Here is an 11941-nt window from a genome sequence, read left to right on the forward strand (position 1 = left end):
AATCTTTGCTGGATTATTATGCCGAAATCCTTGAGCAACGGGCTGACGAACTGCTCCAGATCAGTAAATACGTGGTAGTCGATGCGTACTTTTCCCGAAATCCATTCATCCAACGCGTTGTCAATGCAGGTTTTCATGTAGTCTCCCGCTTGCGTAAAAACGTCAGTCTGCGCTACTACTACAGCGGACCACAAAAGTCAAAAGGGCGGCCTAAGGAATATGCTGGCTTTGTCAACTTATTTAACCTTGATCCTGCCGTATTTAGTCGAGTGGAAGCGCTGAGTTCACCTCAAACCGTTGCTTGGACGGGCGTGGTTCAACTAAAAGTAGCAGGATTAAAAATCCGTATCGTGGTTATACACCAACTTGACGAAAAAAACAAAATCAAGTCTGTGAAGGTATACATGAGCACCGATGTTGATCAGCCAGCCGAACAAATTGTCCATGCTTACCGCTGTCGTTACCAACAAGAATTCATTTTCCGCGATGGCAAGCAGTTCAGCGGTTTAGAAGAGGGGCAAGGGCGTGATTGGCTTAAGATCGACTTCCACGTCAACTGCGCGCTAACGGTAGTTAATTTGGCTAAAGCTGCCCACCACTTAGCGGTTCCCGACCTTGAACGCGGAGCATTTTCCATGGCTGATATTACAACTGCCTATACCAATGAGCGCTTGGCTTTACGCATTTTCAGCAGGTGTGGGATTGACCCGAACCTGCCAAAAAGTCAAGAGGTACTGGCGGAGGTCAGGAACTACGCCGCTAGAGCAGCTTGAAATCGCAGCGGACCATTGTCACACGGTACCTTTACAAAATACAAATGATTAAGTATATAGTACATATTTTTATTGTCGCAACCACTCTTCTTTTTTCGTGCACCGATGAAGGAAACAGAAACCAAGACAACCTGACTCACAACCAAGTAATCCCTCAACAAGCCGTAGAAATCGATTCCTCGATACTTTATGTGAAAGTACAAGTTGTTAACCAAGTTGACACGATAAGAATTATTCAAACAGACGAATATCGAAACATCACCTTTGTAAATCAAGACACCTTATTCAATGTTGAAAACCATGTAAGTGAAGTCAAATTTATTGACTTTGACCAAGATGGACATACAGATATCTTATATTGCTTCTATGGCAATAACGCATCTTACGAACTAGCGTTGTACCAAAAAGGAACAACCACTTGGAAAATGGTAGAAGGATTCAATGACTTCGAATCCGTTGAAAAGTTACGCGACAAACCGCTATATTATACATATTCGGGGAATGGGTGCGCTGACTCAGATTGGAGCAGTTATTTAATCGAAATAGATGCAAAATTAGTGGTAAACAAGTTAGGGAAAATAGAAGGTCGTGGCTGCAAAGTTAGCGATGCGAATAAGGGCATATTTATCTATCAATTGTCAAATGATTCAAGTCATCTCAAGGACAGCATACTCCGTCCCCCAGGCTATTATGACGACAAATGGCGATTCATTGAAGATTATTGGCACAAAAAATCGCACACTTTTGCTAATAATTTTCCTTGTACTTGTTGCGATGAAGATGCGCAGGATACAGATTGCATGGAATGTTACACGAAAAAATACGGCATAACGCTAAAGGGAACACCCAATGGCAACTACCAAATGACGCTAAAGAATAGAGTGACGAAGGAATCCATCGATATTACTTATGAAGAATTAACCAGGTTTGGGTTTTCTGGAATTAAATTCTGCACTGAAAATTATGTCGTAATCTCCATGTCGTGTGGCGGCCCCTGCACAGGAGATGCTGTAATTTTTCTCGATGACTACAACGTAGAAACATATATGTACGCAAATTACTTGCCAAACAACAACTTGGTTCTTTTTAGAAAAAATGAGCAATTTGATTCCATACACATTCGAAACCTACTGTCAAAATCCGAGACAGTCATTCAGATAGACACATGCGTTTATGATGAAGACGCCTGGAGTGGGTATTGCAGCACCAATGAATTGTTCATAATCGATTCATTTTTGATCATTGATAACAGAGCACTGGACACAACACTATCTAATCAAGAAATTAATATTAAAAAGCTATTGGAGTAAGCTCATACAATCGGGCGGGGTAATGTAAACTCCCCAAAAAAATTATCTCAAAAACAACAGAATCCCCCTACCCCCTCCTACCCTTCAACCGAATAGCATTGCCGATCACGACAACGTCCGAAAAGGCCATGAACAGCGCGGCCCACATGGGGTTGAGGAAGCCCAGGGCCGCCAGGGGGATGGCGACGATGTTGTAGCTGAAGGCCCAGAAGAGGCTTTCGCGGATGGTTTTGAGGGTCAGGGCGGCAACGCGGCGGCCTTCGTCGAGGGCACTGAGGTCGTCGCGGAGGAGGACGATCTGGGCGGCATCCAGGGCCGCAGCGGAGGCACCGCCGAGGGAAATGCCGAGGTCGGCGCGGGAAAGGGCTGCTGCGTCGTTGATGCCGTCGCCGACCATCGCCGTGGGCTTTTCGGCGGAGAGGCGGGCGATGAGGTCAAGTTTTTGCTGGGGCAGTTGTTCGGCAAACACTGCTCCGATGCCCAGTTGGCGGGCTACGGCATCGGCTTTGGCGCGGCGGTCTCCGGTCAGCAGCACCGTTTCGATGTTGGCCGCTACCAATCCTTGCACCAGCGTCCGCGCCCCCGGTCTGATCTCATCGGCCAAACTCAGCCAGGCCAGTACGCGGTCGTTTTCCAGCAACACCACCGCCGCTTCTTCCGGCACCGCAACTCCGGCGGGCAAGGCACGCGGAGCCCCCAGGTAGTAGCGATTCCCGGTCACATCGCGGGCCGTGAGGCCCAGGCCCGGTGTCTCTTCCACGGTCAGGCCCGGCGCAGTGTCCGGTGCCCGTTCCGCCTCCAAATAGCCCCGGATGCTGGCGGCAATGGGGTGACTCGAATACTGCTCCAGCGTGTAGAACAGGGAGCGGATGCGGTTGGCGTCTTCCCCGGGCGTGATGCTGAAATTTTCGACGCGCAGGTCGCCCGTCGTCAATGTCCCGGTTTTGTCGAAGACCATGCGCTCGATGCCCGCCAGGCGTTCCACCGTACTGCCGCCGCGGATGAGTACGCCGAGCCGCGCCAGCCGCCCGACGCCCACCATCACGGCCGTTGGCGTAGCGAGGCCCATGGCGCAGGGACAGGAGATGAGGAGGACGGCAATGGCGTTCATCAGTGCCTGCGTGGCCGTGGCGTAGCCCGTCAGCCAGCCCACCAAAAAGGTGAGGATGGCGATAATGATGACGACGGGTACGAAGATGGCGCTCACACGGTCGGCCAGCCGCTGCAGCGAAGGCTTATCGGCCTGGGCCGTTTTTACGAGGTCGATGATCCTGGCCAGCGTGCCATCGCGGTAGGCGGCCGTGACGCGGAAGGTCGCCTGCCCGGCCACCACCAAAGAGCCGCCAAGGAGGTGCTCCCCCTCCCCGCGTTCCAGCGGCAGGCTTTCGCCCGTCAACATGCTTTCGTTGACGGAGAGGCTGCCGTCCAGGATCGTCCCGTCCAGCGGCACCCGGTCGCCGTTGTTTACCCGCAGGCGGTCGCCCACGCTGACTTCCTCGACGGGCAGGCGGACGGCCGCTCCGGAGTCCATCACGCGCAGGGCGAAGTTTTCCTGGAGCTGCGTCAGCGCCCCAATCGCGGTGGTGGTGCGGGCCACGGCCCGGGCTTCGAGCCAGTTGCCGACCAGCACGAGGGTGATGATCGTAGCGGCCGTTTCAAAGAAGTAGTAGCGGGGGTCTTGCCAGTAGAGGCCGACGAGGCTGTAGACAAAGGCGGCCGTGGCGCCGAGGAAGATCAGGACGTCCATGTTAAGCATCCGCTCGCGCAGGCCCGCGAAAGCCGAACGGCCGAAGTGGAGGCCGCCGACCAGGTAGACCGGTCCGGCGAGCGCCAGCTGCACCCAGCCATTTTCGAGCGCAGCGAGATGAACACCAAAGGCCATAAACACGTGGCCCAGCAAAAGGGGGGCGGTCAGGGCGGCGCAGAACAGCAGACGGTTGCGGGCGGCGTTGCCGGAGGAGTGGACGTGGCCGTGGTGGTCTTCCACCTCTTCCACAACGGTGTAGCCGAGCTTGGCGATGCCGGCCTTTACTGCGCTGGCGTCCAGGGCCTGGTCGTCGCGGCGGTAGCGGACTTCTTTGGTCTGGAAATTGACCATCACTTCGGTCATCCCCTTGCGTTCCAGGAAGCGCTGGATGGACATGGCGCAGTTGTTGCAATCCATGCCATCGACCCGCATTTCCACGATTTCTCTTGCTTTATTCACGAACTTATCCCGCTTTACTAGCTTTATATCACGGGAGGCGGCGGCACAACAGCACCGCACCTCCCCGTAGCCATACCAACACATTGCTACTCCCATTAGTTAATTAAACCACGCTCTACACTATGCGCTTTTTCCAATTCATCACCCTGAGTTTTCTGTTCGTATTTGCCGTCGCCTGCGGAGACAATGCCAACCAAACGGCCGACGCCGAAGCAGAAGCCCAGCGTATTGCGGACTCCATCGCCGCCATCCCCGCCGCCGTCACCCTGGAGCCCATGCCCGAAACCACCGGCTTCCCCGATGCGAGCATCGACAACTGGACTTACCAGGGCGGCAAGTTCACTTACGCCGCCAGCAACTACACTTTCGGCACCCAAACGCCGGACGCTGACGCGGTCATGTGCGCCAACTCCGCCGAAGGCCAGCACGTCCACCTGATCATCGACAACGAACCCTACATCGCGAAGTACACGCCGGAGTTTGAGCAGACGATTGCCGATGGCCCCCACCACATCCTCACTTTCCTGAGCCGGAGCTATCACGAGTCCATCAAAACCCCCGCCGCCCACCGCGCCGTAATGGCCGATGTAGCCGGTGGTGCCTTCAAAAGCAGCAAGGAAATCACCGAACCGATGCTTTTCTACAGCCGCCCCAAAGGCAGCTACAAGGGAGAAAAGGAAACGACCAACGTTATGCTCGATTTCTACCCCGTCAACGTCACGCTCGGCCAGGATGGCTACTTCGTAGAAGCCGTAGTAAATGGCACCGAGACTTTCAAAATCACGGAGTGGAAACCCTACCTGCTCAAAGGTCTCCCCATGGGCGAAAATACCGTGAAACTGACCCTGATGAAGGACGACGCGATGGTGGAAACCCCGCTCAACCCCGTCACCCGCACCTTCACCCTGGAAGCGCTGCCCACGGAGATGTAAGCGACCCAAAGTCAGCAAAACCCTCCAACCGGCCATCCGCCAAGCCCCGCCTTTCACCAGGCCCGGGGATGGTGGGTGGCCGGTTTTTTTTGCAGAAATTTGAATTAAGCGGTAGATCCTTTAATCCCTTATTCCTTTCCGCCTTTATTCCCTGTCCCGTGCGGTAGCGCATTCACGCATTCACTAAAACCACCGTCCCCGCCACCCGATCATGCAAAGCCCGCTGCATCGGATCCGAAAAAATCCAGATCACGGAAAACAGCGGCAGGTAATTGATCAGGGCAATGACCAGGTTATCGGCCAGTACGTGCTGCTGGGAAAAAAGCAGGTAGGCTTCGACGCTGTTCACGTCGGCCATCCCCGGATCGTTGAGGTGGCGGTGCAGGATAAACACCGAGGCGAAAAAGATGGTGGCCCAGGGGAGGAAGCGCAGCAGGCTCTGGTTGAGGTCGATGGGTGCAAAATCACCCTGGCGAACGACGCGAAGCCGGCGGACCCGCTTGCCGATGGTGTAGCCGAAGATGGCTTCCGCCAGGGGTTTGTAGGCCGCCTCCAGGAAGGAAAACAGCACCGCCAGGGCGAATGACTTGAGGTACACGACGCTGAAAAGCATCGCCAGGCTCAGGGGAAGGCTGACGATCGCCAGGTCAATCAGGCGGGCAATCAGCCGCTGGTGAAACTTCGCGTAAATTACTTCTTGCTGCACAGCCCGCAAGGTAGGCAAGGATGCAACAGCTTGCAAGTTTCGGGGGAGTGGGTACTACAGGTACACCCAACGCTGCTCAGCGTGGCTCTGGATAATCGCGTCGCAAATGACGAGTTCGCGCAGACCGTCTTCAAAGCTCGCGTAGAGGCTCTCGGCGGGGTTCTCGGCGTCGCCGGCCAGAATAGCATCGTAGAAGGAGCGGAAACACTGCTTGAAAGTGTCGGGAAAACCTTCGTTGTGGCCGCCGGGGTAGTTCACGTAGGGCGCGGGCAGGCCGGTAAGCAGTGCCGGGTCTTTGAGCAGGAACTCGCTCGGGGCACCGCGCCGGCCGATCAGCAATTCATTCGGCCGCTCGCTGTTGAACTCGTAGGCGGCGTCGGAAGTGGCAATGTCGTAAGTCAGGCGGTTTTTGTGGCCGGCGCTGACCTGGGTGACGAACAGCTGCCCCTTAGCCCCTCCCTTGAATTTGAGGAGGATGTTGGCGCAGTCGTCGGTAGTAATCGAGATGGCTTCCAGGTCTTCGTCCCGCAGCTTTTCGTTGTTGAAGGAACTGACCTCCCCCTTCGGCCGGCGACGGGTGGGGTGGACGGTGCTGAGGTCAGCCAAAACGGCCTCAACCTCCAATCCGGTGGTGAAGTGTACCAGATCCAGCCAGTGCGTGCCGATGTCGGATACGGCCCGCAGTGCGCCGCCCTGGTCGGCCAGTACCCGCCAGTTATAGTCGGTGTCGTACAGCAGCCAGTCTTGTTGGTAGCCGCCCACGACGGTGAAGATGCGGGCATCGCCCTGGGCCAGGCGCTGCTTCACTTCCAGGTTCATGGGGTAGAAACGGAGGTTGTAGTTCACCCCCGCCTTGAGTTTGCTCTGGCTGGCGAGGGCAACGAGCTCCCGCCCCTGCTCGGAGGTCATGGCCAGCGGCTTTTCGCACATCACGTGTTTTCCGGCGGCCAGCACGGCCTTCACCATGGGGTAATGCAGGACGTTCGGGACGGCCAGGTGGATAACGTCAAGCTCATCATCGGCCAGCATTTCGTCGAAGTCGGCGTAGGCGTGCTCCAGGTTCAACTGTTGGCAAGCTTCTTCGGCCAGGGCCAGGGTAGCGCTGGAAAGCCCTTTGACGCGGACGCCCAAACGGCGCAGACCTTCGACGTGGACGGGGCCGATGAACCCGGTGCCGGCAACCCCGGCGGTAATGGAACTGTACATGATGATGAATTAGCGTGGTGCCGCCCAGGCAGAAAATGCCCCGGCCTGGTGTGTTTTTGCCGGGCCAAGCTACTCCGTTTTTCCAAAAAAACAAGCCCCCCATTGCCTCGGATTTACGATCCGGCTGAAGGAAAAAACAAGCACCGCTTAGTCCCTCTTCGTGTCCTTAGTGGACAAACACCTCTGAGCCTCAGGTCCCTGATTACGCTCCTCGTTACAATCAACCAAACCTCCCGCGAAGCAAATTTTAAATGTTGAATGTTTAATCGTAAATGTTAAATTCAACGGTGCCTACTCCTCCTCCCAGCGAATACGCGGCAAAAGACTATTCACCGCCAGCTCGCCCAAGAGCGGACTACTGAACACCTCCCCCCGGCTGTAAAACTGCACATTCCCGTAGCCCTCCTGCTCAGTAGGATTCAAATGAAGCTCCAACTGGTAATCAATCAGGTTGAGGATCCAGTATTCCTGGATACCGAAAGAGGCGTATAGCTTCGCCTTCGTACCGCGGTCACGGGATAAAGTAGTATCGGCCACTTCGATGATGAGCTGCACGTCGGCTGGCTTCGGGCGCTTGGTGCGGAAGCGGTGCTTGACATTACGGGCCAAGACATAATCCGGCTCCGGCATACTGTGCATCGGCAGGGCAATGGGCTGACCCTGCCGACAGATGAAGCGATCACCAAAATGCCGGAAGAGATAGAGGTTCAACTCTTGCACACAATACGAGTGCAAAACCCCTTTTAAATCCTTATTTACAATTTTGCCCAGGAGCAATTCCACCCGGTCTTCGTCACCCAAAAAACCCGCAGCGATCATCGCTTCGTACTGGTCCAGCGTCCAACTGTGCAGGCTAAGCAGCAGTTCGGCGTCGTCTAAAGCGATGATGGGAAGAGCTTGAACGGTCATCATACAAAGATAACGAAATTATTTGGCCGACCGTTTGCTGCGCCAGCGGCGGAAAAACCATGCTCCGATACCCCCCAGCAAGAGCAATGGCCAGATGCTGACCAGCCCGAGTACGAGCGACTGAATCAGCTCCCAGCCCATGGCCAGGCTGCTGCGGAGCTTGCTGCCGAAGCTCCGCTGGTAGGCTTCTCCCGTGGGTCGGTACTCCTGGGTTTCGTAGAGCGTCAGCGTAAGGGTGGAGAGGCTGACCTGGTCGCGGAGGTAGCGCAGCTGCCCTTCTTTGGCTTCGATTTCTTCGGTGATGACGCGAATTTTTTCCTCGGCGTTCAGGATGTCTTCCACCTTCTGGGCGCGGTTGCGCAGGATCTCGATGTAGCGGTCGCGGACGTCCCGCTTCGTCTGGAGGCGGCTTTCGAGGTCGAGCCACTCGGCCGTAACGTCCTGGCTGCTCAGGTTCTGGTGGTCGATCTGGGCGGCCAGCGTGGGCAGGTAAGCCAGGGTGGGGTTCAGGCGCTCGGCGGGCAGGCGAATCTGCAAAGTAGCCGTGTGCTCGTAGGGCGAATTGTTGCGGAACTGGCTGGCGAGGTAGCCCCCGCTTTCATTCACCCGGCGGGTGATCCGCGCCAGGGCCGAATCGAGGTGCTCCACGCGGGCGCGCACCTCGGCCGTGTAGATGATCTTGGCCGCGTCGCGCCCTGCATTGTTGGGCGCACTGGGTTGCGGAATCGCCTCGCTTTCTGGCGCGTCGGCCGTGGACCTATCCATTTCGGGCGACGCTTCCGTCCGGGCGTATTCTTCCATGCTGGGGCGCATCCCCTCGCTTGCTGAATCACCGGCGCTGCCGCAGGTGCAAAGGAAAGTCCCGAGGAGCAGGGCGAGGAGGAGCAGATGTACTTTCATAGTAATGGGAATTTTTAGGGCTAGATGCGACCGTACTAAGGTATGCATATTTCGTCCCTTGCATTTGCTTTTCATTCACATTCTGGTTCAGGCGAACCGTCGGGATGGGCCCTTCGTTACAACATAAACCCGGTTTAGCATCCTTTACTGTACTCGATAAACCTGCTGTAAGCCTCCCCTATGAAAGTGTACCTCCTCTTGCTGCTTGCCCTTTGCCTGGGTACCCAGCCCGTATTGTCCCAGGTTCGGGATACCGTCGCCCCCGCCAAAATCTACCGCGTCAAGCCCCTCCTCAGCCTGCCCGTCACCGCCGCCGGCTTCTACTTCAGCCAGAAAAAGCTGGCCGACTTCCGCGAAAAGCCTTCCCTTACGCAGGCCGACCTCGACCGCCTCGATCCCAACGACGTGCCCGGCATCGATCGCTGGGGCCTCCGGCAAAACCCCGCCAAAGCCGAGTCCTACGCCAAAATCTCCGACGTCTTCTTCATCACCGGCCAGCTCGCGCCCTTCACCCTCTTCGCCTGGAAGAAGTACCGCGACGAGTGGGAAGACATCACCATCATGTACCTCGAAGCCCAGATGCTGCAGGGTATGTTCTACGGATATGCCCCCTTCGGTCCCGCCAGCATCGATCGTCTCCGCCCCCGGGCCTACTACGAAGAAACCGAGTTCAGCCTGCGCACCAACGGCAATACCCAAAACAGCGCCTTCAGCGGCCACGTATCCACCACCGCCACCGGCTGGTACTTCTACGCCAAAATCATTACCGACCATAACCCCGACCTCACCGGCGGGCAAAAGGCCCTCATCTACACGGCCGCCACCGTCCCCGGAGCCGTCACCGGACTCCTCCGCGTCAAAGCCCTCAAACACTTCCCCACCGACTCCGCCATCGGCCTCGGCGTGGGTGCCTTCAGCGGCATCATGGTGCCCGAGTTCCACCGCTGGTGGGAAAAACGCCACCGCACCCGCGCCATGCTCACCCCCCTCTACGGCAACGGCGCAGCGGGAGCCGCCTTCACCCTCGTCTTCTAGTAAGGCAATAAAGGAAGAAAGGAGTAAAGGAACGGGAGAAATTAAATCGCGGTGCACAACCCCAGGGGCCGTCTAAAAAGTCTACTAGGGGGGCATTCTGGTACAAAATACGAAAAAGTAGTATTTTGAGGCTGTTCCCATCCCCGTAGCCGATGAGCACAAAAAGAGCAGTTTTCAAGCCTGACCTCCAGAACCAAGGCTTGCTATTCCCTCCACATCTTGCCGACATGGTACCGCCTCATCATAAGGCGCGGCTGATCAGCCAGATTATAGATGGGATGAACATTGATTCGATCCTAAGCACCTATTTAGGAGGTGGCAGTAGCGCGTACTCTCCTCGGATGCTGCTTAAGGTGTTGGTTTATGCCTATTCTGATCGGGTGTACTCATCTCGTTCGATTGAGAAGGCTTGCTATGAGAACGTGTGCTACATGTGGCTAAGTGGGATGTCCACTCCCGATCACAATACGATCAATAACTTTCGCAAGCACCGCATGGGTGGCCGGGTAAAGGAAGTGTTTGCCCACGTTTTGTTGACTTTACATGAACAAGGCTATGTCAAGCTGGATGATTACTTTTTAGATGGCACTATACTGGAGTCAGTAGCTGGCCGGTACACCTTCGTTTGGAAGTCAAACGTTGAGCGTTACAAGAAGTCGGTGCTAGACCAGATAGGGATGATCGTTTCTCAGATTGACGCTTTATGTGAAAAAGCGGATAAAGAGGATGAGCAAGCTGCCGATGGGGATGATCAAGGGGACAAACTCAGCGACAGTGCAGCAGTCCAAGAAACGATTGATCGACTCAACAAAGCCTTAGAAAGTCAGTCCCCCAGCACCAAGGAGGAAGCCAAAGAGGTCAAAAAGGCAAAGACAAAACTGAAAAACCTGGAGAGCAAGTCCTTGCCCAAACTCCAGGAATATGAGCGCCAGCAAGAATTACTGGGAGATCGGTCGTCTTACTCTAAAACGGATCATGGTGCTACGTTCATGAGGCCCAAAGACGACCACTTGGGCAACGGGGAGCTAAAACCCGGCTACAATGCTCAAGTGGGAACGGAAAACCACTTTGTTGTAAACTGGACAATGCACCAGACGCCTTCTGATGCGGCCTGCCTCATTCCTCATCTTGAAGACACCGAATCGATCTTAAGCCAAATCGGATTGAACTTGCCCAAGGCCATTACAGCCGATGCGGGGTATGGCAACGAAGAGGCCTATCGCTATTGTGAGGGCAAGGAGATAGAAGCCTACCTCAAATACCCGGGCTATTACAAGGAAGAGCAAGGAGTACTTAAAGCGCCATTTGCGCCAAGCCAGTTATACTATAACGAAGAGCAAAATGTGCTGATATGCCCCATGGGTCAGCATATGACGTATTGTGGAGAGGGAGAGGAGAAAACAGCAAGTGGGTATATCCGTGAAACAAGTAAGTACAAAGCCGTCAATTGCATAGGCTGCCCCTTGCGCGGGATGTGTCATAAACAAGACGGCAACCGAGTGGTAACCATTAGCCACAAAGGTCAAAGCTATCGCCAGCAAGCCCGAGCTCGTCTGAGCACGAAAGAGGGTAGAGCAAAGTGCCTGCGCCGTAACGCAGAAGTCGAGGGCTTCTTTGGCAACTTGAAGGCCAATCTGGGAAGACGTCGGTTTACACTAAAGGGACTTACGGGGGTTAACATTGAGATGGGCCTCCTTTCGATAGCCACAAATCTTCGTCGATTACATAAATTATCGATTGAGCAAGGGCGTAGTCTGCTTACTCCGGTCGTACAAAGGGCCCAAATGACCTAAAACGGCCCAAAAATCCGTCTAGACGGCATTTTTAACTCCCTGAAGGCCCACCCAGCATGTGGGGAGGCCCAAAAAAGGAACACATATTTTTTCTTAAATGTGTCAGAACGCAACCAGCACAGCCACCGTGGCGCACCCCACAGCTTTGGGGCTGACTTTTTAGACGGCCCC

General features: G+C 55.2%; 10 protein-coding genes. 5 read left to right on the forward strand and 5 right to left on the reverse strand.

All coding sequences use genetic code 11. The features are described from left to right. Together H9S92_RS02160 and H9S92_RS02165 are read left to right on the forward strand one after the other, a co-directional pair. Positions 1-773, forward strand: a 773-nt coding sequence (locus H9S92_RS02160) for a transposase (RefSeq protein ID WP_187464848.1), incomplete at its 5' end; no start/stop codon positions are given. A 44-nt stretch (positions 774-817) separates the two neighbouring features. Beyond that, positions 818-2083 carry a hypothetical protein gene (locus H9S92_RS02165; RefSeq protein WP_187465089.1) on the forward strand — a complete coding sequence of 422 codons (1266 nt, stop codon included), beginning with the start codon at positions 818-820 and terminating at the stop codon, positions 2081-2083. Positions 2084-2150: 67 nt separating this feature from the next. On the opposite strand, the gene H9S92_RS02170 is transcribed toward H9S92_RS02165, so the two are convergent. Then, the gene (locus H9S92_RS02170; RefSeq protein ID WP_187465090.1) at positions 2151-4289 is read right to left on the reverse strand and encodes a heavy metal translocating P-type ATPase; all 2139 of its coding nucleotides are present in this window, start codon (positions 4287-4289) and stop codon (positions 2151-2153) included. Between the two features lie 122 nt (positions 4290-4411). Between H9S92_RS02170 and H9S92_RS02175 the strand changes: the two genes are divergently transcribed. Next, entirely contained in the window at positions 4412-5221 is an 810-nt protein-coding gene (locus tag H9S92_RS02175; protein WP_187465091.1) for a phosphopeptide-binding protein, read from the forward strand. A gap of 172 nt (positions 5222-5393) precedes the next feature. Here H9S92_RS02175 and H9S92_RS02180 read toward each other — a convergent pair whose 3' ends face one another. The 4 genes from H9S92_RS02180 to H9S92_RS02195 form a co-directional block, all read right to left on the reverse strand. After that, positions 5394-5927, reverse strand: a complete 534-nt coding sequence (locus H9S92_RS02180; protein WP_187465092.1) for an RDD family protein — start codon at positions 5925-5927, stop codon at positions 5394-5396. Positions 5928-5981: 54 nt separating this feature from the next. Further along, positions 5982-7133: a Gfo/Idh/MocA family protein gene (locus H9S92_RS02185; protein WP_187465093.1), complete on the reverse strand. Its 1152-nt coding sequence runs from the start codon at positions 7131-7133 to the stop codon at positions 5982-5984. Positions 7134-7424: 291 nt separating this feature from the next. After that, positions 7425-8045, reverse strand: a complete 621-nt coding sequence (locus H9S92_RS02190) for a Uma2 family endonuclease (protein WP_187465094.1) — start codon at positions 8043-8045, stop codon at positions 7425-7427. 15 nt (positions 8046-8060) lie between these two features. Then, positions 8061-8942 carry a DUF4349 domain-containing protein gene (locus H9S92_RS02195; RefSeq protein WP_187465095.1) on the reverse strand — a complete coding sequence of 294 codons (882 nt, stop codon included), beginning with the start codon at positions 8940-8942 and terminating at the stop codon, positions 8061-8063. 180 nt (positions 8943-9122) lie between these two features. Here H9S92_RS02195 and H9S92_RS02200 point away from each other — a divergent pair, with 180 nt between their 5' ends. Then, positions 9123-9977 carry a phosphatase PAP2 family protein gene (locus tag H9S92_RS02200; RefSeq protein ID WP_187465096.1) on the forward strand — a complete coding sequence of 285 codons (855 nt, stop codon included), beginning with the start codon at positions 9123-9125 and terminating at the stop codon, positions 9975-9977. Positions 9978-10129: 152 nt separating this feature from the next. After that, positions 10130-11770: an IS1182 family transposase gene (locus H9S92_RS02205; RefSeq protein ID WP_187464761.1), complete on the forward strand. Its 1641-nt coding sequence runs from the start codon at positions 10130-10132 to the stop codon at positions 11768-11770. Positions 11771-11941: the final 171 nt, after the last annotated feature.

The organism is Neolewinella lacunae (assembly GCF_014349155.1).
Classification (GTDB): Bacteria; Bacteroidota; Bacteroidia; order Chitinophagales; family Saprospiraceae; genus Neolewinella; species Neolewinella lacunae.

Coding starts and splice junctions, on each gene's coding strand:
- H9S92_RS02165 (WP_187465089.1), top strand. CDS start 818: ATGATTAAGTATATAGTACATATTTTTATTGTCGCAACCACTCTTCTT.
- H9S92_RS02175 (WP_187465091.1), top strand. CDS start 4,412: ATGCGCTTTTTCCAATTCATCACCCTGAGTTTTCTGTTCGTATTTGCC.
- H9S92_RS02185 (WP_187465093.1), bottom strand. CDS start 7,133: ATGTACAGTTCCATTACCGCCGGGGTTGCCGGCACCGGGTTCATCGGC.
- H9S92_RS02190 (WP_187465094.1), bottom strand. CDS start 8,045: ATGATGACCGTTCAAGCTCTTCCCATCATCGCTTTAGACGACGCCGAA.
- H9S92_RS02195 (WP_187465095.1), bottom strand. CDS start 8,942: ATGAAAGTACATCTGCTCCTCCTCGCCCTGCTCCTCGGGACTTTCCTT.
- H9S92_RS02200 (WP_187465096.1), top strand. CDS start 9,123: ATGAAAGTGTACCTCCTCTTGCTGCTTGCCCTTTGCCTGGGTACCCAG.
- H9S92_RS02205 (WP_187464761.1), top strand. CDS start 10,130: ATGAGCACAAAAAGAGCAGTTTTCAAGCCTGACCTCCAGAACCAAGGC.